Source organism: Serratia sp. ME47 (genome assembly GCF_903970925.1).
Lineage (GTDB): Bacteria > Pseudomonadota > Gammaproteobacteria > Enterobacterales > Enterobacteriaceae > Serratia > Serratia ureilytica.
Map to the genome: position 1 here is coordinate 317,375 of NZ_CAJCKE010000003.1, position 21,554 is coordinate 338,928.

The following is a 21,554-nucleotide window of genomic DNA, read 5'->3' on the forward strand; positions in this document are numbered from 1 at the left end:
CTTTTGAGTGAAAAAACGGCATCCAGGCATAAACAGGCCGCAAGAAGATACATTCTAAGCCAGTCTGTGCCAAAATAGCAGGTTTGAATGGGCGTGCGCTTTGCCGCCGACAAGACTGAGATCAGCGGAGCCGTTGTCCATGCAGGATCGTAATTTTGACGATATTGCTGAAAAATTTGCGCGTAATATTTACGGCACCACGAAAGGAAAAATCCGCCAGGCGGTGGTTTGGCAGGATCTGACCGGGCTGCTGGCCCAGTTGCCGCAGCGGCCGCTGCGCATCCTCGATGCCGGGGGCGGTGAAGGCCATATGGCTTGCCAACTGGCAGAATTAGGACATCAGGTGTTGTTGTGCGATCTTTCTGGTGAGATGATCCAGCGCGCCGCGCAGCTGGCGGAGCAGAAAGGTGTGAGCCAGAACATGCAATTCGTACAAAGTTCTGCGCAGGATATCGCTCAACATTTGGAACAGCCGGTTGATCTGATATTGTTTCATGCAGTGCTTGAATGGATCGCTGAACCCGTGGCGGCGCTGCAGGCGTTGTGCGATTGTCTGACGCCGGGCGGGGCGCTGTCGCTGATGTTCTTCAACGCCAACGGTCTCTTGATGCGTAACGTGGTGTTGGGTAACTTCCAATTGGTGGATCCCGAGGTCAGACGGCGCCGCAAGCGTTCGCTGTCGCCGCAATATCCGCACGATCCGCTATTGGTCTACGGCTGGCTGGAACAGTTGGGCATGCGCATCAGCGGCAAAACCGGCGTGCGGGTGTTCCACGACTATCTGCAGAGCAGACAGCTGCAAACCCAAAAATTTGAAGAGTTACTGGCGCTTGAACAGCACTATTGCCGGCAGGAGCCGTACGTGAGTTTGGGGCGCTATATTCACGTCATGGCGCATAAACCAAACCTGAAGGACGAACTATGAGTGAATTTTCCCAGACAGTACCCGAACTGGTCGCCTGGGCACGGAAAAATGATTTCTCTATTTCGCTCCCTACGGAGCGTCTCGCATTTCTGCTCGCTATCGCCACCCTGAATGGCGAACGGCTGGACGGCGAGATGAGCGAAGGTGAGCTGGTTGATGCATTTCGCCATGTCAGCAAGGGTTTTGAACAGACGCATGAAACGGTGGCGATGCGCGCCAACAATGCGATCAACGACATGGTGCGCCAGCGCCTGTTGAACCGCTTTACCAGCGAACTGGCGGACGGTAACGCGATTTACCGCCTGACGCCGCTGGGTATTGGCATTACCGATTACTATATTCGCCAACGCGAATTCTCCACGCTGCGTCTGTCGATGCAGCTGTCGATCGTGGCGCAGGAACTGAAGCGCGCCGCCGATGCCGCCGACGAGGGCGGCGACGATTTCCATTGGCACCGCAACGTGTTCGCGCCGTTGAAATATTCGGTGGCGGAAATCTTCGACAGCATCGACATGACGCAACGCGTGATGGACGAGCAGCAGCAGAGCGTGAAAAATGACATCGCGGCGCTGCTGAGCAAAGACTGGCGGGCGGCGATCTCCAGCTGCGAAATGCTGCTGTCGGAAACCTCAGGCACCCTGCGCGAACTGCAGGATACGCTGGATGCGGCGGGCGATAAGCTGCAGGCCAACCTGCTGCGCATCCAGGACGCGACCCTCGGCAACGTGGAGCTGGGCTTCGTCGACAAGCTGGTGTTCGATCTGCAGAGCAAGCTGGATCGCATCATCAGCTGGGGTCAACAGGCGATCGACCTGTGGATCGGCTACGATCGCCACGTACACAAATTTATCCGTACCGCTATCGATATGGATAAAAACCGCGTGTTCGCCCAACGCCTGCGCCAGTCGGTGCAAACCTATTTCGACCACCCGTGGGCGCTGACCCATGCCAATGCCGATCGTTTGCTGGACATGCGCGACGAAGAACTGGCGTTGCGCAGCGAGGAAGTGACCGGGGAACTGCCGCCGGATCTGGAGTTCGAAGAGTTCAGCGAGATTCGCGAACAGCTGGCGGCGATGATCGAAGAGGCGTTGAAGGTGTACCAGGAACAGCAGATGCCGCTCAACCTTGCAGCGGTGATGCGCGATTACCTGGCGCAATATCCGCGTGCGCGTCATTTCGACGTGGCACGTTTAGTGGTCGACCAGGCAGTGCGCCTCGGTGTGGCTGAAGCAGATTTCTCAGGGTTGCCGGCGGAATGGCAGGCAATCAATGATTACGGAGCCAAGGTCCAGGCCCATGTCATCGACAAATATTGAACAAGTAATGCCAGTCAAGCTGGCCAAAGCGTTGTCCAACTCGCTGTTCCCGGCGCTGGACAGCCAACTGCGCGCGGGTCGTCACATCGGTATCGATGAGCTGGACAACCACGCCTTTTTAATGGATTTCCAGGATGAGCTGGAAGAGTTTTACAACCGTTACAGCGTCGAGCTGATTCGGGCGCCGGAAGGTTTCTTCTATTTGCGCCCGCGCTCCACCACGCTGATCCCGCGTTCGGTGCTGTCCGAGCTGGATATGATGGTCGGCAAGATCTTGTGTTACCTGTATCTCAGCCCCGAGCGCCTGGCGCACGAAGGCATTTTCAGCCATCAGGAGCTGTACGATGAACTGCTGAGCCTGGCGGATGAGAACAAGCTGCTCAAGTTCGTCAACCAGCGCTCTACCGGTTCGGATCTCGATCGGCAGAAGCTGCACGAGAAGGTGCGCACCTCGCTCAACCGCCTGCGCCGCCTCGGCATGGTCTATTTCATGGGCAATGACAGCAGCAAGTTCCGCATTACCGAGGCGGTGTTCCGCTTCGGCGCCGACGTGCGCAGCGGCGACGATCCGCGTGAAGCGCAGCTGCGCATGATTCGCGACGGCGAGGCGATGCCGGTTGAAACCAGCCTGTCGCTTAACGATGAGAATGACGCTGAGGATCAGCAGGTTGATAACGCTCCTGACGGTGCAGAGGATGAACAGGAATGATTGAACGCGGTAAATTTCGCTCGCTGACGCTGGTTAACTGGAACGGCTTCTTTGCCCGCACCTTTGATCTCGATGAGCTGGTGACCACGCTGTCCGGCGGGAACGGGGCGGGGAAATCCACCACCATGGCGGCCTTCGTCACCGCACTGATCCCCGATCTGACGCTGCTGCACTTCCGTAACACCACCGAAGCGGGCGCCACCAGCGGTTCGCGCGACAAGGGCCTGCACGGCAAGCTGCGCGCCGGCGTATGTTACTCCACCCTCGACGTCGTCAACTCGCGCCACCAGCGCGTGGTGGTTGGCGTGCGTCTGCAGCAGGTGGCGGGACGCGATCGCAAGGTCGATATCAAACCTTTCACCATCCAGGGCCTGCCGACCGCGGTACAGCCGACTGAATTGCTGACCCAGACCGTGGGTGAGCGCCAGGCGCGCGTGCTGTCGCTGCAAGAGTTGAAAGAGCGCGTGGAAGAGATGGAAGGCGTGCAGTTCAAGCAGTTCAACTCGATCACCGATTACCACTCGCTGATGTTCGATCTGGGCGTGATCCCGAAACGCCTGCGTTCGTCCGCCGATCGCAGCAAATTCTATCGTCTGATTGAAGCGTCGCTGTACGGCGGCATCTCCAGCGCCATCACCCGCTCGCTGCGCGACTACCTGTTGCCGGAAAACAGCGGCGTGCGCAAGGCGTTCCAGGACATGGAAGCGGCGCTGCGCGAAAACCGCATGACGCTGGAAGCGATCCGCGTTACCCAGTCGGATCGCGACCTGTTCAAGCATTTGATCTCCGAGGCCACCTCTTATGTGGCGGCGGATTATATGCGACACGCCAACGAACGCCGCATCCACCTGGACGGCGCGCTGGCGCTGCGCAGCGATCTGTTGGGCAGCCGCAAGCAGCTGGCCGCCGAACAGTATCGCCATGTGGAAATGGCGCGTGAGCTGAGCGAGCAGAGCGGCGCCGAATCCGATCTGGAAACCGATTACCAGGCTGCCAGCGACCACCTGAACCTGGTGCAGACGGCGATGCGTCAGCAGGAGAAGATCGAACGCTATGAAGCCGATCTGGAAGAGCTGACCTACCGTCTGGAAGAGCAGAACGAAGTGGTGGCCGAGGCGAGCGAGCAGCAGGCCGAGAACGAAGCGCGCGCCGAAGCGGCCGAGCTGGAAGTGGATGAGCTGAAGAGCCAGCTGGCCGACTACCAGCAGGCGCTTGACGTGCAGCAGACCCGCGCCATTCAGTACCAACAGGCGCTGCAGGCGTTGGAGCGCGCGCGCGCGCTGTGCCAACTGCCGGACCTGACCGCCGACAACGCCGAACAGTGGCTGGACACCTTCCAGGCTCGTGAGCAGGAGGCGACCGAAGCGCTGCTGATGCTGGAGCAGAAGCTGAGCGTGGCCGACGCCGCGCACGGCCAGTTCGAGCAGGCCTATCAGCTGGTGGGTAAAATCGCCGGCCAGGTCAGCCGCAGCGAAGCCTGGCAGTGTGCGCGCGAATTGCTGCGCGACTGGCCTTCGCAGCAACACCTCGCCGAGCGCGTTCAGCCGCTGCGTTTGCGCCTGAGCGAACTGGAACAGCGCCTGCGCTCGCAGCAGGACGCCGAGCGGCTGCTGCAAGAATTTTGCAAACGCCATGGTCAGGAGTACCAGCCGGACGATCTCGACATGCTGCAGCAGGAGCTGGAAGAGCGCCTGGAAGCGCTGTCGCAGAACGTCAGCGAAGCCGGTGAACGCCGCATGGAGATGCGCCAGGAGCTGGAGCAGATCCAGCAGCGCATCCGTGAGCTGACGGCGCGCGCACCGGTGTGGCTGGCGGCGCAGGACGCCCTGAGCCAGCTCAGCGAGCAGAGCGGAGAGCCGCTGGAAAACAGCCAGCAGGTGACCGAATACATGCAGCAGCTGCTGGAGCGTGAGCGTGAAACCACCGTCGAGCGCGACGAGGTGGCGGCCCGCAAGCGCGAAGTGGAAGCGCAGATCGAACGTCTCAGCCAGCCGGGCGGCGCGGAAGATCAACGCTTGGTCACCTTGGCCGAACGTTTCGGCGGCGTGTTGCTGTCGGAAATTTACGATGATGTCACCATCGACGACGCGCCTTACTTCTCGGCGCTGTACGGCCCTTCGCGCCACGCCATCGTGGTGCCGGATCTGTCGCTGGTGCGCGAGATGCTGGAAGGGCTGGAAGATTGCCCGGAAGATCTTTACCTGATCGAAGGGGATCCGCAGTCGTTCGATGACAGCGTATTCGCCGTCGAAGAGCAGGACAAAGCGGTGGTGGTGAAGATCGCCGATCGCCAGTGGCGTTATTCCCGTTACCCGGAAGTGCCGTTGTTCGGCCGCGCGGCGCGTGAAAACCGCCTGGAAGTGCTGCATGCCGAGCGTGAAACGCTGGCGGAGCGCTATGCCACGCTGTCGTTCGACGTGCAGAAAACCCAGCGTTCGCATCAGGCCTTCAGCCGCTTTATCGGCACCCATCTGGCGGTGGCGTTCGACGCTGACCCGGAAGCGGAGATCCGCAATCTGAACGCCCGTCGCGGCGAGATCGAACGTGCGCTGAACAATCACGAAGCGCAGAATCAGCAGCAGCGCCAGCAGTACGATCAGGCCAAAGAGGGCATTTCCGCGCTCAACCGCCTGATGCCGCTGGTGTCGTTGCTGAACGATGAAACGCTGCAGGATCGCGTCGACGAGATCCGTGAAGAGCTGGAAGAAGCGCAGGACGCCGCGCGCCACATTCAACAGCACGGGGTGTCGCTGACCAAACTGGAGCCGCTGCTGTCGGTGCTGCAGAGCGATCCGCAGCAGCATGAACAGCTGCAGCAGGACTACGCGCAGGCGCAAAGCGTGCAGCGTCAGGCCAAACAGCAGGCGTTCGCGTTGACAGAGGTGGTGCAGCGTCGCGCGCACTTCAGCTATACCGACTCCGCCGGCATGCAGAATGCCAACAACGATCTCAACGACAAGCTGCGCCAGCGTCTGGAACAGGCGGAAGCCGAACGCGCCCGCGCCCGTGAGCAGCTGCGTCAATATCAAACCCAGTTCACCCAATACAGCCAGGTGCTGGCCTCGCTGAAAAGCTCGTATGACGCCAAGCGCGACATGTTGAAAGAGCTGAGCCAGGAGCTGGTGGATATCGGCGTGCAGGCCGACGCCAACGCGGAAGCGCGCGCGCGTCAGCGCCGCGACGAGCTGCATGCGGCGCTGAGCAACAACCGCGCTCGCCGCAATCAGTTGGAGAAACAGCTGACCTTCTGCGAAGCCGAAATGGATGGCCTGCAGAAGAAACTGCGCAAGCTGGAACGCGACTACCATCAGCTGCGCGAGCAGGTGGTGACCGCCAAGGCGGGCTGGTGCGCGGTGATGCGTCTGGTGAAAGACAACGGCATGGAACGCCGCCTGCATCGCCGCGAGCTGGCGTATATGGATGGCGACGAGCTGCGCTCGATGTCGGATAAGGCGCTCGGCGCGCTGCGTCTGGCGGTGGCGGACAACGAACACCTGCGCGACGTGCTGCGTCTGTCGGAAGATCCGAAGCGGCCGGAGCGTAAGATTCAGTTCTATATTGCGGTGTACCAACACCTGCGCGAACGTATCCGCCAGGACATCATCCGTACCGATGATCCGGTCGAGGCCATCGAGCAGATGGAGATTGAGCTGGGCCGTCTGACCGAAGAACTGACCGCGCGCGAGCAGAAGCTGGCGATCAGTTCGAAAAGCGTGGCCAACATCATTCGCAAAACCATTCAGCGCGAGCAGAACCGCATTCGCATGCTGAACCAGGGATTGCAGGCCGTTGCTTTCGGTCAGGTGAAGAGCGTCCGTCTGAACGTCAACGTGCGCGAAGCGCACGCCACCCTGCTGGACGTGCTCTCCGAGCAGCAGGAACAGCATCAGGATCTGTTCAACAGCAACCGCCTGACCTTCTCCGAAGCGTTGGCCAAGCTGTATCAGCGTCTGAATCCGCAGATCGATATGGGGCAGCGCACGCCGCAAACCATCGGTGAGGAGTTGCTGGACTACCGCAACTACCTGGAGATGGAAGTGGAAGTGTACCGTGGCTCCGACGGCTGGCTGCGTGCGGAAAGCGGCGCCTTGTCTACCGGTGAAGCCATCGGTACCGGGATGTCAATTCTGGTGATGGTGGTGCAGAGCTGGGAAGAAGAATCCCGCCGCCTGCGCGGTAAAGATATCTCGCCATGTCGCTTGCTGTTCCTCGATGAAGCGGCGCGTCTGGATGCCAAATCGATCGCCACGCTGTTCGAGTTGTGTGACCGTCTTGAGATGCAGCTGATCATCGCGGCGCCGGAAAACATCAGTCCTGAGAAGGGCACCACCTATAAACTGGTGCGTAAGGTGTTCCAGAACCACGAGCATGTGCACGTTGTGGGGCTGCGCGGTTTCGCCAGCGAGCCGCCGGCGCTGGGTACTGCGCCGGTCGAAACGCCGTAACGCAGAAAAACGCCCTAAAAATCTGAAAATAGCCGCCGCAGGGTGGCTATTTTTTTGTGCGCGTGGATGATAGTCCTGCTTTTTTATCCGTTGAAAAGCGGTTAGTTTAATCAGATAAACAGTAATTCGACGTCCGCAGGGCGAAACGGCCTTTCTGTTTGTATACTGAAGCTATATGCAGTTTTTTGACGTTTTTTTTGTGAGCATACAGGGGGCAAGGGATGTTGCTTAAAAAGGGAAACTCTCTACGACGTTTGGCGCTGAGTGGCGCTATCGCCTGTAGTCTTGTGTCGTCGTTTTCCGCATTGGCCACCGTAACGGCGTTACCGGTGGCATCAGCAGGCATGTCCGTTGCGCAGAGCCGTTCTGAACTGCTGGCCGCGTTGCCGCGCGGCATGGATCTGCACTACCTTTCCACGCTGGCGCCGCTGTATGCGGCGAATCATATGCAGCCGATGTGGCAGGATCGCGAGGCCGTTCAGCAGTTTCAACAGCAGCTGGCCGAGCTGGCGATGTCCGGCGTGCAGCCGCAGTTCACCCAATGGGTGAAGATGTTGACCAATCCGGCGCTCAATGACGTAGGCCGCGATGTGGTGCTGTCCGATGCGATGTTGGGCTATTTGCAGTTCGTGTCCGCTATCGGCGCCAACGGCACCAGTTGGCTGTACAGCAATATTCCCTACAAGCTTGGCTTGCCGCCCACTGCGGTGATCAACCAATGGCAGCTGGCGGTGCGTCAGGCGCGCACGCTGAGCTATGTGAATTCGCTCGCGCCGCAGCACCCGCAATACGCCAAGATGCATCAGGCGCTGCGCGATATGTTGGCGGATAACCGCCCCTGGCCGCAGGTGGGCAGCGGCCCGAGCCTGCGCCCAGGACAAATGAGCAACGATATTCCTGCGCTGCGTGAAATCCTGACGCGCACTGGCATGCTGGCCGCTTCGGCGCCGGAGGCCGAGCCGGAGCCGGCGGTCGTCTCGGCGAAGAGCAATGAGCCTGATGACGGCGGGCTGACGGTAGACGAAGAGAAGGGGCGTGTGACGGTCAGTCCGTCGGCGGCGCCGGTGACGGAGTTGACCGCTGAACAGACGCCGCCGCAGGTCGGCAGCGTGGTGAGCGACAACCTCTATACCAACGAGCTGGTGGAGGGCGTCAAACGTTTCCAGAAATGGCAGGGGCTGACGGCGGACGGCGTGATCGGCGTGCGCACTCGCGAGTGGCTCAACGTGTCACCGAAAACCCGCGCCGCGCTGCTGGCGCTGAATATCCAACGTCTGCGAATTTTACCGGGGCATGTCGGCACCGGCATTATGGTGAATATTCCCAACTACTCGCTGACCTACTACCAGAACGGCAACGAAGTGCTGTCCTCCCGCGTTATCGTCGGGCGACCGAGCCGCAAGACACCGCTGATGAGCAGCGCGTTGAACAACGTGGTGGTCAACCCGCCTTGGAACGTACCGACTACGCTGGTGCGTGAGGATATCGTGCCGAAGGCGATGCGCGACGGTAACTATTTCCAGAAACACGGCTATACCGTGCTGTCGGGCTGGAGCAACGATGCGGAGGTGATCAACCCGGCGATGATCGACTGGAGCATGGTCTCTGCGCGCAACTTCCCGTATCGCGTGCGCCAGGCGCCGGGCGCCACCAACTCGCTGGGGCGTTTCAAGTTCAATATGCCGAGTTCGGACGCGATCTACCTGCACGATACCCCGAACCACAGCCTGTTCCAGAAAGACATTCGCGCGCTTAGCTCCGGCTGCGTGCGGGTGAACAAGGCTTCCGATTTGGCGAATATGCTGCTGCAGGATGCCGGCTGGAACAATAGCCGCGTTTCCTCCACGCTGAAAGAAGGGAATACCACTTATGTGAATATTCGCCAGCGTATTCCCGTAAAACTGTATTATCTGACCGCCTGGGTTTCGGATGACGGCCAACCGCAATTCCGTACAGATATTTACAATTATGATAATACGGTGAGATCGGGCGCACAAATTTTGGCTCAGGCCAAAAAATTAATGCAGTAAATGCAGTAATTATAAATAAATAACGGTCAGAATGTTTGGCTATACCGCAGGCCCTCTTACCTGGGGGCCTGTAAACCTAGGCGTATCGCGGGTTGACTCAGCATACGCAGGCGGTTATGGTTCGGACAGTGCGCTGCTTTGTGCATTTATTTTGACATTCTTGCCGGGTTTAACAGAGTCATGGACAAAATTGATCATCATCGCCGTAAATGGCTGGCGCTAGGCGGCGCAGCTATGGGCATAGCGCTGCTTCCAGGGCAGGCGTTTGCCAGTCTTTCCACCGCTCGACCGCGTATTTTAGTGTTGAATAACCTGAATACCGGTGAATCTATTAAAGCCGAGTTCTTTGACGGCAAAGGCTACAATAAAGAAGAGTTGGTTCGGCTAAATCATCTGTTCCGCGATTATCGCGCCAACAAGGTTAAATCGATCGATCCCAGTTTGTTTGATCACCTCTATCGCCTGCAGGGGCTGCTGGGTACCAGCAAGCCGGTGCAGCTGATCTCCGGTTACCGTTCCGTAGATACCAACAACGAATTGCGCGCGCACAGCCGTGGTGTGGCCAAGCACAGCTACCATACCAAGGGCCAGGCGATGGATTTCCATATTGAAGGTATCCAATTGAGTAATATCCGTAAAGCGGCGTTAAAAATGCGCGCTGGTGGTGTAGGATATTACCCACGTAGCAACTTCGTGCACATCGATACCGGCCCGGTTCGGAGCTGGTAATCGCGGTGCCCTCAGTGAATAACGCCGCTCCTTGCGGAGGCGGCGTTATTGTCGTTGGAGCCTTATGAAATACCATCTTATTCCCGTTACCGCTTTTAGCCAGAATTGCAGCCTGATCTGGTGTGAAAACACGCAGCAGGCGGCGTTGGTCGATCCCGGCGGCGAAGCGGAAAAAATCAAAGCGGAAGTGGCGAAGCAGGGTGTGACAATCACGCAGATTTTGCTGACGCACGGCCATTTGGATCACGTCGGCGCGGCGGCGGAGCTGGCGGAACATTATCAGGTGCCGATTTACGGCCCGGATAAAGAGGACGCTTTTTGGCTGGATGGTTTGCCGGCGCAGAGCCGGATGTTCGGGCTGGAAGAGTGTGCGCCGCTGACCCCGACCCGTTGGTTGTCGGAAGGCGATGAGATGCAGGTGGGCGAGATAAAGCTCAAGGTGTTGCATTGTCCTGGGCACACACCGGGCCACATCGTCTTTATCAATGAGCAGGCGCGTTTGGCGCTGGTGGGTGACGTGCTGTTTAACGGCGGCGTGGGGCGCAGCGACTTCCCGCGCGGTGACCATCAGGCGCTGATCGCCTCTATTCGCACCAAGCTGTTGCCGTTAGGCGACGACATGCGCTTTATTCCCGGCCACGGTCCAATGTCGACCTTCGGTCACGAGCGCCAGACCAACCCGTTCCTGCGCGAAGAGCCGGCGGTGTGGTAACGATCATTTCCCGGCAGAAATAATCAAGGGGCGCATAGCGCGCCCCTTCAAACTGGTGGCTTTCGCCGACGCGCTTAGAGCACGGCGACGATGGCTTCACACAGCGGCGCCATATTGTCCGGCGTCATGCCCGCCACGTTCACCCGGCCCGAGTTCACAGCGTAAACGCCAAACTCTTCACGCAGACGCAGCACCTGCTCTTTGGTCAGGCCGCTGAACGAGAACATGCCGTTCTGCTGGATGATGAAGCTGAAGTCCTGCTGCGCGCCTTTCTCCTGCAGGGTGTTCACAAACAGCTGACGCATGCGGTGAATGCGTTGGCGCATATCGGTCAGCTCTTGTTCCCACATCGCGCGCAGCGCATCGTTGCCCAGAATGGTGGCGACAACGGCAGCGCCGTGTGACGGCGGGTTGGAGTAGTTGGCGCGAATGGCCGCTTTCACCTGGCTGAAGGCGCGATCGGCGGTTTCGGCATCGGCGGCTACAATAGTGCAAGCGCCGACGCGCTCATTGTACAGACCGAAGTTTTTCGAATAGGAACTGGCGACGATCAGTTCTTTATGTTTGGCGGCGAAAATACGCAGGCCCTGCGCATCTTCTTCCAGGCCGTTGGCGAAGCCCTGATAAGCGAAGTCGAACAGCGGCAACCACCCGTTGGCGACGGAAAGTTCAGCCAGCTGCGCCCACTGTTCCGGCGTTGGATCGATACCGGTCGGGTTATGGCAGCAGCCGTGGAACAGCACGACATCGCCGGCCTGCGCCTGTTTCAGGCTGTTCAGCAGGCCGTCAAAATCCAACGCGTGGTTGGCGGCGTCATAGTAGGCGTATTCCAGCACTTCCAGGCCCACGGCGCTAAAGACGTTCTTGTGGTTCGGCCAGCTTGGGTTGCTGATCCAGATGCGTTTGGCGCTGGTCTGGTTGGCGATAAAGTCTGCCGCCACGCGCAGGCCGCCGGTGCCGCCAGGCGTCTGTGCGGTGCGCGCGCGGCGATCGGCGACGATCGGGCTCTCTTTACCGAACAGCAGCTCTTGCGTGCAGCTGGCGAACGCCGGGATGCCCTCAATGCCGAGATAGTTTTTGGTGGTCTCATTTTCCAACAGATACTGTTCAGCTTTCTTTACGCTGGTCAGCACCGGGGTTTTACCGGTTTCGTCTTTATAAACGCCAATGCCTAAATTGATTTTATTCGGGCGGGCGTCGGCGCGGAAAATGTCGGTCAGGCCCAGGATCGGGTCGGCGGGTGCGGCGGTGATTTTTTCAAACATGTCAGGTGCTTCCAAATCTCGGAGTTAAGCAGACAGAAGCATCAGGGTAGCGCCAGTTATCGGCTTTGCCAACCGTTTGCGATAAAAACACCGCGATCTTATGAACGTGAAGGATTCGACAGAAAAAATGATGGGGAAGGGGGAATCGGCAGGATAAAAAGTTACCGGCTGATACAAACAAAAACAGGGCCGAAGCCCTGTTTTTTAACTTAGCCGACGGTGAACCGCCGATAAGCGAGACAACTTAGAACTGGTATACCAGACCAACGCCTACGATATCGTCAGTTGCGATGCCGTTAGCTTTGGTGAAGTCGTTGTCATCCAGCAGGTTGATTTTGTAATCAACGTAGGTGGACATGTTTTTGTTGAAGTAGTAGGTGGTACCAACAGAAACATATTTAACCAGGTCAGCGTCGCCGCCGTTGAAGCGAGCGTTGTGCGCGGTGCGGCCAGCCAGGTCCTTACCTTTAGACTGCAGGTAAGACACTTCTGGGCGCAGACCGAAGTCGAACTGGTACTGAGCGGTCACTTCGAAGTTCTGAGTTTTGTTAGCGATAGTCAAGTCAGACTCGCCGTATGGGGTCATGTTGCGAGTTTCTGCATACATCGCCGCCAGGTAGACGTTGTTGGCGTCGTATTTCGCGCCCACGGTCCATGCGTCAGCTTTCTTGCCATCAGCAGTAGACAAATCTTTCTGATCATTGGTGCGGCTGGATGACGCATAGGCAGCGCCGAAGCTTACGCCTTCGCCGATGTCATAAGTAGAGGAGATACCGAAACCATCGCCGTTCTGTTTTTTCAGAGCACGGCTGTCGTTCTGGTTTTTGCCCTGGTATTGCAGAGCGAAGTTCAGACCGTCAACCAGACCGAAGAAGTTGTTGTTACGATAGGTCGCAACGCCGTTGGTACGGCCGGTCATGAAGTTGTCGGAGTTGGTGTAAGTATCGCCACCGAACTCTGGCAGCATATCGGTCCAGCCTTCCACGTCGTACAGTACGCCGTAGTTACGGCCGTAGTCGAAGGAGCCGTAGTCAGCGAATTTCAGACCGGCGAAGCCCAGACGGGTTTTGGTGCCTTCGGTGCCCTGAGATTCGGAGTGGTTGGACTGAACGTTGTATTCCCACTGGCCGTAACCGGTCAGTTGGTCAGTAATCTGGGTTTCACCTTTGAAGCCGAAACGAACATAGGTCTGATCGCCGTCATTACCTTTGTCTTTGGAGAAGTAGTGCAGACCGTCAACTTTGCCGTACAGATCCAGCTTGTTGCCGTCTTTGTTGTAGATTTCAGCTGCGTTTGCTGCACCAGCAGCCAACAGAGCCGGGATTACCACTGCAAGAATGTTGCGCTTCATCATTATTACCCTCATTGGTGTTATTCGGACACCTTTGCCACTGCCGCCAATAATTCTTTGGGAACTATTGTTGATAGATTGGTGTCGTCCTGTGTCTGAACGCAGTGTTCCATTCACAGGCGGGTTAATCTAGGACGAAAATGATACCAATGTCCCAATCAGGTTGCAAAAGGAAAGTATGTGTAACTAAATGTAATTTTTCGGGAACTTTGTGACGTGCGTCAATATTAAAAAATGCGAAAGGCCAGCGATGCTGGCCTTTGTTTTGTAACGAAATCGTTTAAAAAACGTGTGATCGTATAAATTAGAAGCTTGCGTTACGCGGCGTGCGCGGGAATGGAATCACATCGCGCACGTTTTGCACGCCGGTGACATAGGCGATTAAACGTTCAAAGCCTAGGCCGAAACCGGAATGCGGCACGGTGCCGTAGCGGCGCAGATCGCGATACCACCAGTAGTCTTCTTTATTCAGCCCCATCTCTTCCAGACGCTGATCGAGCACGTCGAGGCGTTCTTCACGCTGCGAGCCACCGATGATTTCGCCGATGCCCGGCGCCAGCACGTCCATGGCCGCGACGGTCTTGCCGTCTTCGTTCATGCGCATGTAGAACGCTTTGATGTCTTTCGGGTAGTTTTTCACCACCACCGGCGCCTGGAAGTGTTTCTCCGCCAGGTAACGTTCATGCTCGGAAGAGAGATCGATGCCCCAGGAAACCGGGTTTTCGAAGGTTTGGCCCGAGGCCAGCAGGATCTCAATGGCGTCGGTGTAATCCACCTGGGCGAAATCGGAAGACACGAAGCGCTCCAGACGAGCGATAGCGTCTTTATCCACGCGCTCGGCGAAGAATTTCAGATCGTCGGCACGTTCATCCAGCACCGCCTGGAACACATACTTCAGCATGCTTTCGGCGAGGCCGGCGACGTCGTCCAGCGTAGCGAAGGCCACTTCCGGTTCGATCATCCAGAACTCCGCCAGGTGGCGGCTGGTGTTGGAGTTTTCGGCGCGGAAGGTTGGGCCGAAGGTGTAAACCTTCGACAGCGCGCAAGCGTAGGTTTCGCCGTTCAGCTGGCCGGAAACGGTGAGGAAGGCTTCCTTACCGAAGAAGTCTTCGCTGAAATCGACGGTGCCTTTGTCGGTGCGCGGCAGGTTTTCCAGATCCAGCGTGGACACGCGGAACATCTCGCCGGCGCCTTCGGTATCGGAGGCAGTGATCAGCGGAGTAGAGACCCAGAAATACCCATTTTCATGGAAGAAGCGGTGGATCGCCTGCGCCAGAGTATGACGTACGCGCGCCACGGCGCCGATCAGGTTGGTGCGCGGGCGCAGGTGAGCCACTTCGCGCAGGTATTCGATGCTGTGGCGCTTGGCCGCCATCGGGTAAGTGTCCGGATCGTCGACCCAGCCGACCACTTTGATTGCGGTAGCCTGCAGTTCGAAGCTCTGGCCTTCGCCCGGTGAAGCGACGACTTTGCCGGTGACTTCAACCGAACAACCGGTGGTCAGATGCAGCACTTCATCCTGATAATTCGGCAGAGAATTATTAACGACGGCCTGTAACGGATCAAAGCAGGAACCGTCATAGACGGCCAGGAAGGAGATACCAGCTTTTGAATCTCTCCGGGTACGTACCCAGCCGCGTACGGTGACTTCACTGTCAACCGCAGCACGACCTTGCAGTACGTCGACTACAGGCACTACGCTCATAGATTTCTCTCTTTAATAATTTGGTTTAGAAATAGCTTACAACCCAAGAATATGGGGGCAATGGCTATGTTACTTGCCGCGGTGCAGAGCACAAGCAGAAATCATCGGATTGGCGCAACATTTATCGCGGCTGACTGAAAAGAGGGCGTTCGGGATAAAAACAAAAAAGCCGGCGCGTAAACCGGGCCGGCTTTCTTTCTCTCTATATAGAGAAGGTTCAGCTGGCTTTCTTCACCAGCGGCAGATCGAAGGCCTTGCGCAAGGCCCGCACGAATGCCTGGTCCTGGCAGATGGTCTTGCCGGGGCTGTCGGAGAGCTTAGCCACCGGTTTGCCTTTGCATTCGACCAGCTTGATCACGATATTCAACGGTTTAACGCCCGGAATATCACAGGTCAGGCGCGTGCCGATACCGAAGCTGAGATTGATGCGCTGATAGAAGTGGCGATAGAGCGCCAGCGCTTTTTCCAGATCCAGGTTGTCCGAGAACACCAGCGTTTTGCTCATCGGATCGATGCCCAGTTTCTGATAGTGGGCAATGGCTTTCTCGCCCCACTCGACGGGATCGCCCGAATCGTGGCGCAGCCCCTGATAACGCTCGGCGAACTGCGGGCCGAAGTCGCGCAGGAAAGCATCCATGGTAATGCAGTCGGTGAGCGCGATGCCAAGCTGATCGGGGTATTCATCCAGCCAGGCCTGCAATGCGGCGCGCTGGCTGTTGGCCAGCACCGGGCTTATCTGCTGATGCGCCTGGAACCATTCATGCGCCTGCGTGCCGACCGGCGCCAGGCCGAGCTGATGCGCCAGATCGTAATTGCTGGTGCCCGACAGGTACGGGAATTCGGCCTGCAAGGTGCTGACGATGGCCTGTTGTACGCCCTGGGAGAAACGGCGACGGGTGCCGAAGTCCATCAGCTTGAAGCGTGAAAGATCCAAATCGCCCGCCAGCATCTTGAACTGCGCCAACTTGGTTTGCAGGTGGGCTACCGCCTGTTCCGGCGTCTCCAGCGGAGAACGCCGACGGTGCACCACTTCGCTGATCACCGCCAGCAGCGGCACTTCCCACATGATCACTTCACGCCACGGCCCGGCGATGCGGATTTGCAGCTTGCCGTCGCGGTTGTCGATGGTCACCTGCTGCGGATCGTATCGGAACGTGCGCAGCCAGCTCAGGTAATCTTGACGGAAGAAGGGCAGGCCCGAAAGGTAAGCGAATTCTGCGTCGGTCAGCGCCAGCTGGCTCATCAGGGCGACCTGCGCGCGGATCTCGTCGGCATATTCGCCCAGCAGTTCGTCGCCGCGGCAGCGGAATTCCGCCGCCACGCTGATCGCGGGATAGCGATGGAACACTGCTTGCTGCATATGAAGCTTGTAAGCATCGGTATCAAGCAGTGATGTCAAAATCGGGGAAGCGTATTGAGTCATAGCGCGTTACAGCATCCTCGTCAGGCGCGTGTCCAAATCCGGATAATCATAAAAGTGGGGGTGGAGTATACCCGGATTATCCTGTTATTGAAGCTGCATCACACCATAAATCACCGAAGCGGGTCGAGGATTAAACGTGCCTTTATGGCGGGCTGGCGACGGCGGCGGGGGAAAAAAGCCAGATATGCCTGTAAGGTGAATGACTTAGCCTAATTAGTCATAAAAATTATAATGTTAATTATTTTAAACAACAAATCAGATAAACCCGGCCTGGGTGTGCACGCTGACCCGATCCTTGCCGTTCTTTTTGCAAAAATAGAGCGCTTCGTCCGCCTGTTTGATCGCCGCCTGCAGCGCAGTGAACGCGTTGACCGGCGCAATGCCGCAGCTGGTGGTGAAACGCACTTGCCGCCCGTCGGCCAGATTCAGCGTCAGGCGATGGGTGCGGGCGCGCAATTGCTCCATGATGTCCCGCGCGTTGTCCAACGAACAGTTGCCCAGCAGCACCGCGAACTCTTCGCCACCGTAGCGGCAGAAGATGTCGCTGGCGCGAAACGCGCGTTGCAACAGATGGCCGAATTCCACCAGCGCCCGGTCCCCCACGTCGTGGCCGTAGCTGTCGTTGAGCTGTTTGAAGTTATCGATATCGATCAGGCAAAAGGCCTGCGGGTAGCTACCGTCGCCCAATAGCTGGCATTCGAGGAAGAATTTACGGCGGTTATAAATGTTGGTGAGCGGATCGAGGAAGGAAGAGGCCTCAAGTTCTTTAATCAGCAGCTGTTTCTCGCTTTCCAGCGAGACCTTGTCCAACTGATATTGTCTGAGCTGTTGAATGGCGTCGCTGATGGCGATCAGTTCCCGGCTGTAGAAGGCGTCGTTGCGATCGATATTCATCTCGCCGCGCGACAGCCGCACGATATTGTTGTGGGTTTTGGTCAACCAGCGGTTGATGTTGGTGCAGAACACCAGCGCCGGCAAAATGAACAGCAGCACTCCCAGACCGGCGAGCGCGATCATGCCGTAAATGGTGGTCTGGCTGTCATAAATCTTGTGACGCGAAGCGACGGTTTCCAGCTCGAAACTGCGTTGATACAGCGTCTGAGAAAGCCCGCTCAACTCGTCGACATAGCGTGAGATCAGCGCGGCGGGGTAGGGCTTTTGGGTATTGATGGCGGTGTATAGTCCATCGGTAATCTGCTTGAGGCGTTCGGTAGACACCTGGGTGAGCAACTGATTGACGATGCTGGTGGTTTGCACGTCGTCGTAGTTGAGCTTCATGAAGATCAACCGGGTGCTCAGCGCGTTCAGGACGCCGGTCAACTGAATGGACTTCAGATAGGCGTCTTTGCGATCGAGCGGGCTGACGTTGACGTCGATAATCTGATCGCTTAACTCCGTCAGCGACATATTCAGCCGGTTGTTGAGGCGAATGGCCTCGAGAAACATAAAGGAGTCGGTATCCACCATTCGAGTATCGTAGGTGTAGCGGTAATAGCTCTTGCTGGTTTGCGAGATGTAATAGGCGCTGTTGATGTTGAACAGGTTGGCGTTGGCGTTGTTGACCTGCGAAAGCTGCAGGTTGTCGTTATCCAGCAACTGTTCCATCAGGCCAATCATCGACAGCGCGGCGATTTTTTGCCGCACACCCAGCTCCCTGGCGACCGTGTCGTTCAGATGCTCGCGGATCCGGGCGATTTTCTCGCGCGCCACCCGATCGGCGGCCAGACACTGCGCGCGAGTGATTTGCGGATCGATCAGGCTCAAGCGTTTGAGACGGTGAGCCAGCAGCGAAGCCTGAAAGGCCTCGGAGATTTCTTTGGCGCGATCGATCTTATACAGGTTGAGCTGGTTATCGCGGTACTCGGTATGGGCTTCGAGCAGTTCCTCGACGATGAACAGCGAGAAGGAGGTCATCAGGCACAGGGTGAAAAAATAGATAGCGTATTTGATTTTCATAGTGCGAGTCATCCCTGAGCCTGATTCGGCAATTATACCATCATGCCGCCTGTGCCGCCTCAACAATGCCGGAGCGCCGCGAAGGCGGTTTTTTAGCATTAAATGCTGATTTTTATTTATCCATTGGTCACCCGCGCTGCCATCTGGTGGGTGAACTATGATTTGCCTCTGATTTCTTTATCGCGCTTGCCCGGCGGATCTGGGCTTTTCAGCCAGCTGTGATACAGTTTATTCACAATCAGGTTCGCCGAGCGCCGCAGGGGAAATCTCCAGCGACGGCGCGGAGGAGAAGAGCGACCTGGCACCTATAACTCACTGAGACGTTTAAGGGTTTTTATGACACAACAGCCACAGGCAAAATATCGCCACGATTATCGCGCGCCCGATTACACCACGACCGACATCGATTTGGACTTCAGTCTGGACGCGGAAACCACGCGCGTGACCGCCGTCAGTAAAATCAAACGTCAAGGCGCGGCCGGCGCACCGCTGGTGCTGGATGGCGAGGATCTGACGCTGGTGAGCATTCAGGTCGACGGTCAACCGTGGAGCGCCTATCGTCAGCAGGATAACCAGCTGATCGTCGAAGCGTTGCCGGCACAATTCACTCTGACCATCGTCAACGATATTCACCCGGCGAAAAACACCGCGCTGGAAGGGCTGTATCTGTCCGGCGATGCGCTGTGCACGCAATGCGAAGCCGAAGGCTTCCATCATATTACCTATTACCAGGATCGCCCGGACGTGCTGGCGCGCTTTACCACCCGCATCGTGGCCGACAAGGCGCGCTATCCGTTCCTGCTGTCGAACGGCAACCGTATTGGCCAGGGTGAATTGGCCGATGGTCGCCACTGGGTGCAATGGCAGGATCCGTTCCCGAAACCTTGCTACCTGTTCGCGTTGGTGGCGGGGGACTTCGACGTGCTGCGCGACAGCTTCACCACCCGTTCCGGCCGTAAGGTCGCGCTGGAGCTGTTTGTCGATCGCGGCAACCTGGATCGCGCCGACTGGGCGATGACCTCGTTGAAAAACTCGATGAAGTGGGACGAGACCCGCTTCGGTCTGGAATACGATCTCGACATTTATATGATCGTGGCGGTCGATTTCTTCAATATGGGCGCGATGGAGAACAAAGGGTTAAATATCTTTAACTCCAAATACGTGTTGGCGAAGGCGGAAACCGCCACCGACAAAGATTACCTGAACATCGAAGCAGTGATTGGCCACGAATACTTCCACAACTGGACCGGCAACCGCGTCACCTGCCGCGACTGGTTCCAGCTCAGCCTGAAAGAGGGGCTGACGGTGTTCCGCGATCAAGAGTTCAGTTCCGATCTGGGCTCGCGTTCGGTCAACCGTATCGATAACGTGCGCGTGATGCGCGGCGCGCAGTTCGCCGAAGACGCCAGCCCGATGGCGCATGCCATTCGTCCGGATAAAGTCATCGAGATGAACAACTTTTACACCCTGACGGTGTATGAGAAAGGTTCTGAAGTGATCCGCATGATGCACACCCTGCTGGGGGAAGAGAACTTCCAGAAAGGGATGCAGCTCTATTTCGAACGCCACGACGGCAGCGCCGCCACCTGCGATGACTTCGTACAGGCGATGGAGGACGCGTCCAACGTGGATCTGTCGCGCTTCCGCCGTTGGTATAGTCAGTCCGGCACGCCGCTGTTGACGGTGCGCGACGAGTACGATGCGGAAACTCAGCAATATCGCCTGCATGTCAGCCAGAAAACCGCGCCGACCGCCGATCAGCCTGAGAAGTTGCCGCTGCATATCCCGCTGGATATCGAGCTGTACGACAGCGAAGGCAACGTCATCGCGCTGCAGAAGGGTGGCCTGCCGGTCAACAACGTGCTGAACGTCACCGAAGCGGAGCAGACCTTCGTGTTCGACGGCGTGGCGCACAAGCCGGTGCCGTCGCTGCTGCGTGAATTCTCTGCGCCGGTGAAACTGGATTATCCGTACAGCGATCAGCAACTGACCTTCCTGATGCAGCACGCGCGCAATGAGTTTGCGCGTTGGGATGCGGCGCAGAGCCTGCTCGCGACCTACATCAAACTGAACGTGGCGCGGCACCAGCAGAAGCAGCCGTTGTCGCTGCCGCTGCACGTGGCCGACGCGTTCCGTGCGGTGTTGCTGAACGAGACGCTGGATCCGGCGCTGGCGGCGCAGATCCTGACGCTGCCGTCGGAGAACGAAATCGCTGAACTGTTCGCCACCATCGATCCGGAAGCGATCGCCGCGGTGCACGAAGCGATCGTTCGCTGCCTGGCGCGGGAGTTGGCCGATGAGTGGCTGGCGGTGTATCACGCCAACAAGACCGACGGCTACCGCGTGGAGCACGCCGACATCGCCAAGCGCGCCTTGCGCAATGTGTGCCTGGGTTATCTGGCGTTCGGCGAAGATGCGGCGCTGGCGGACCAACTGGTGAGCGAACAGTATCGCCAGGCGGATAACATGACCGACTCGCTGGCGGCGCTGTCCGCTGCGGTTGCGGCCCAGTTGCCGTGTCGCGATGCGCTGTTGGCGGCGTTCGACGAGCGCTGGCATCGGCATCAGGATGGCCTGGTGATGGACAAATGGTTCGTGCTGCAGGGGAGCAGCCCGTCGGCGGATGTGTTGAGCAAGGTGCGTGCGCTGCTGCAACACCGCTCGTTCAGCCTGAGCAACCCGAACCGCACCCGCTCGCTGATCGGCGGCTTCGCTTCCGGCAACCCGGCGGCGTTCCATGCGGCGGATGGCAGCGGTTATCAATTCCTGGTGGAGATCCTCAGCGATCTCAACCAACGCAACCCGCAGATCGCCGCGCGCCTGATCGAACCGCTGATTCGCCTGAAGCGTTACGACGCCGGTCGCCAGGCGCTGATGCGCAAAGCGTTGGAACAGCTGAAAGGGTTGGAAAACCTGTCCGGCGATCTGTACGAGAAGATCAGCAAGGCGCTCGACGCCTAATCTTTTCACCGTGAATACCCAAAG

General features: G+C 57.9%; 13 protein-coding genes. 8 read left to right on the top strand and 5 right to left on the bottom strand.

The features are described from left to right. The first annotated feature begins 139 nt into the window (after positions 1–139). From cmoM to H7A77_RS05460, 7 genes are all read left to right on the top strand, one after another. Complete coding sequence (cmoM, locus tag H7A77_RS05430; protein ID WP_033642570.1) at positions 140–925, top strand: tRNA uridine 5-oxyacetic acid(34) methyltransferase CmoM; 786 nt, start codon at positions 140–142, stop codon at positions 923–925. Then, positions 922–2,244, top strand: a complete 1,323-nt coding sequence (mukF, locus tag H7A77_RS05435) for a chromosome partition protein MukF (protein ID WP_004928228.1) — start codon at positions 922–924, stop codon at positions 2,242–2,244. The genes cmoM and mukF overlap by 4 nt, the downstream gene beginning before the upstream one ends. Then, a complete protein-coding gene (gene mukE, locus H7A77_RS05440) occupies positions 2,225–2,953 on the top strand; it encodes a chromosome partition protein MukE (RefSeq protein ID WP_004928226.1) in 729 nt (242 codons plus the stop codon). The genes mukF and mukE overlap by 20 nt, the downstream gene beginning before the upstream one ends. After that, complete coding sequence (gene mukB, locus H7A77_RS05445) at positions 2,950–7,398, top strand: chromosome partition protein MukB (RefSeq protein ID WP_182073909.1); 4,449 nt, start codon at positions 2,950–2,952, stop codon at positions 7,396–7,398. Before mukE ends, mukB begins: the two co-directional genes overlap by 4 nt. Positions 7,399–7,619: 221 nt before the next feature. Further along, a complete protein-coding gene (gene ldtD / locus H7A77_RS05450; protein ID WP_071991639.1) occupies positions 7,620–9,428 on the top strand; it encodes a L,D-transpeptidase in 1,809 nt (602 codons plus the stop codon). Positions 9,429–9,608: 180 nt separating this feature from the next. Beyond that, a complete protein-coding gene (locus H7A77_RS05455) occupies positions 9,609–10,157 on the top strand; it encodes a YcbK family protein (RefSeq protein WP_004928217.1) in 549 nt (182 codons plus the stop codon). Between the two features lie 64 nt (positions 10,158–10,221). After that, positions 10,222–10,869 (top strand): MBL fold metallo-hydrolase, encoded by a 648-nt coding sequence (locus tag H7A77_RS05460; protein ID WP_108680401.1) that lies wholly within the window; start codon positions 10,222–10,224, stop codon positions 10,867–10,869. A gap of 74 nt (positions 10,870–10,943) precedes the next feature. Here H7A77_RS05460 and H7A77_RS05465 read toward each other — a convergent pair whose 3' ends face one another. The 5 genes from H7A77_RS05465 to H7A77_RS05485 all read right to left on the bottom strand — a co-directional run bounded on the left by H7A77_RS05465 (position 10,944) and on the right by H7A77_RS05485 (position 18,569). After that, positions 10,944–12,134 (bottom strand): amino acid aminotransferase, encoded by a 1,191-nt coding sequence (locus tag H7A77_RS05465; RefSeq protein ID WP_033642574.1) that lies wholly within the window; start codon positions 12,132–12,134, stop codon positions 10,944–10,946. Positions 12,135–12,378: 244 nt separating this feature from the next. Then, positions 12,379–13,488 carry a porin OmpC gene (gene ompC, locus H7A77_RS05470; RefSeq protein ID WP_072627944.1) on the bottom strand — a complete coding sequence of 370 codons (1,110 nt, stop codon included), beginning with the start codon at positions 13,486–13,488 and terminating at the stop codon, positions 12,379–12,381. Positions 13,489–13,789: 301 nt separating this feature from the next. Then, the gene (gene asnS, locus H7A77_RS05475) at positions 13,790–15,190 is read right to left on the bottom strand and encodes an asparagine--tRNA ligase (protein ID WP_033642576.1); all 1,401 of its coding nucleotides are present in this window, start codon (positions 15,188–15,190) and stop codon (positions 13,790–13,792) included. A 217-nt stretch (positions 15,191–15,407) separates the two neighbouring features. After that, positions 15,408–16,613 (bottom strand): nicotinate phosphoribosyltransferase, encoded by a 1,206-nt coding sequence (pncB, locus tag H7A77_RS05480; RefSeq protein ID WP_182073910.1) that lies wholly within the window; start codon positions 16,611–16,613, stop codon positions 15,408–15,410. A gap of 255 nt (positions 16,614–16,868) precedes the next feature. Then, positions 16,869–18,569: a GGDEF domain-containing protein gene (locus tag H7A77_RS05485; protein WP_182073911.1), complete on the bottom strand. Its 1,701-nt coding sequence runs from the start codon at positions 18,567–18,569 to the stop codon at positions 16,869–16,871. Positions 18,570–18,905: 336 nt separating this feature from the next. Here H7A77_RS05485 and pepN point away from each other — a divergent pair, with 336 nt between their 5' ends. Then, on the top strand, positions 18,906–21,530 hold the full coding sequence (gene pepN, locus H7A77_RS05490) for an aminopeptidase N (protein ID WP_182073912.1): 2,625 nt from the start codon (positions 18,906–18,908) through the stop codon (positions 21,528–21,530). Positions 21,531–21,554: the final 24 nt, after the last annotated feature.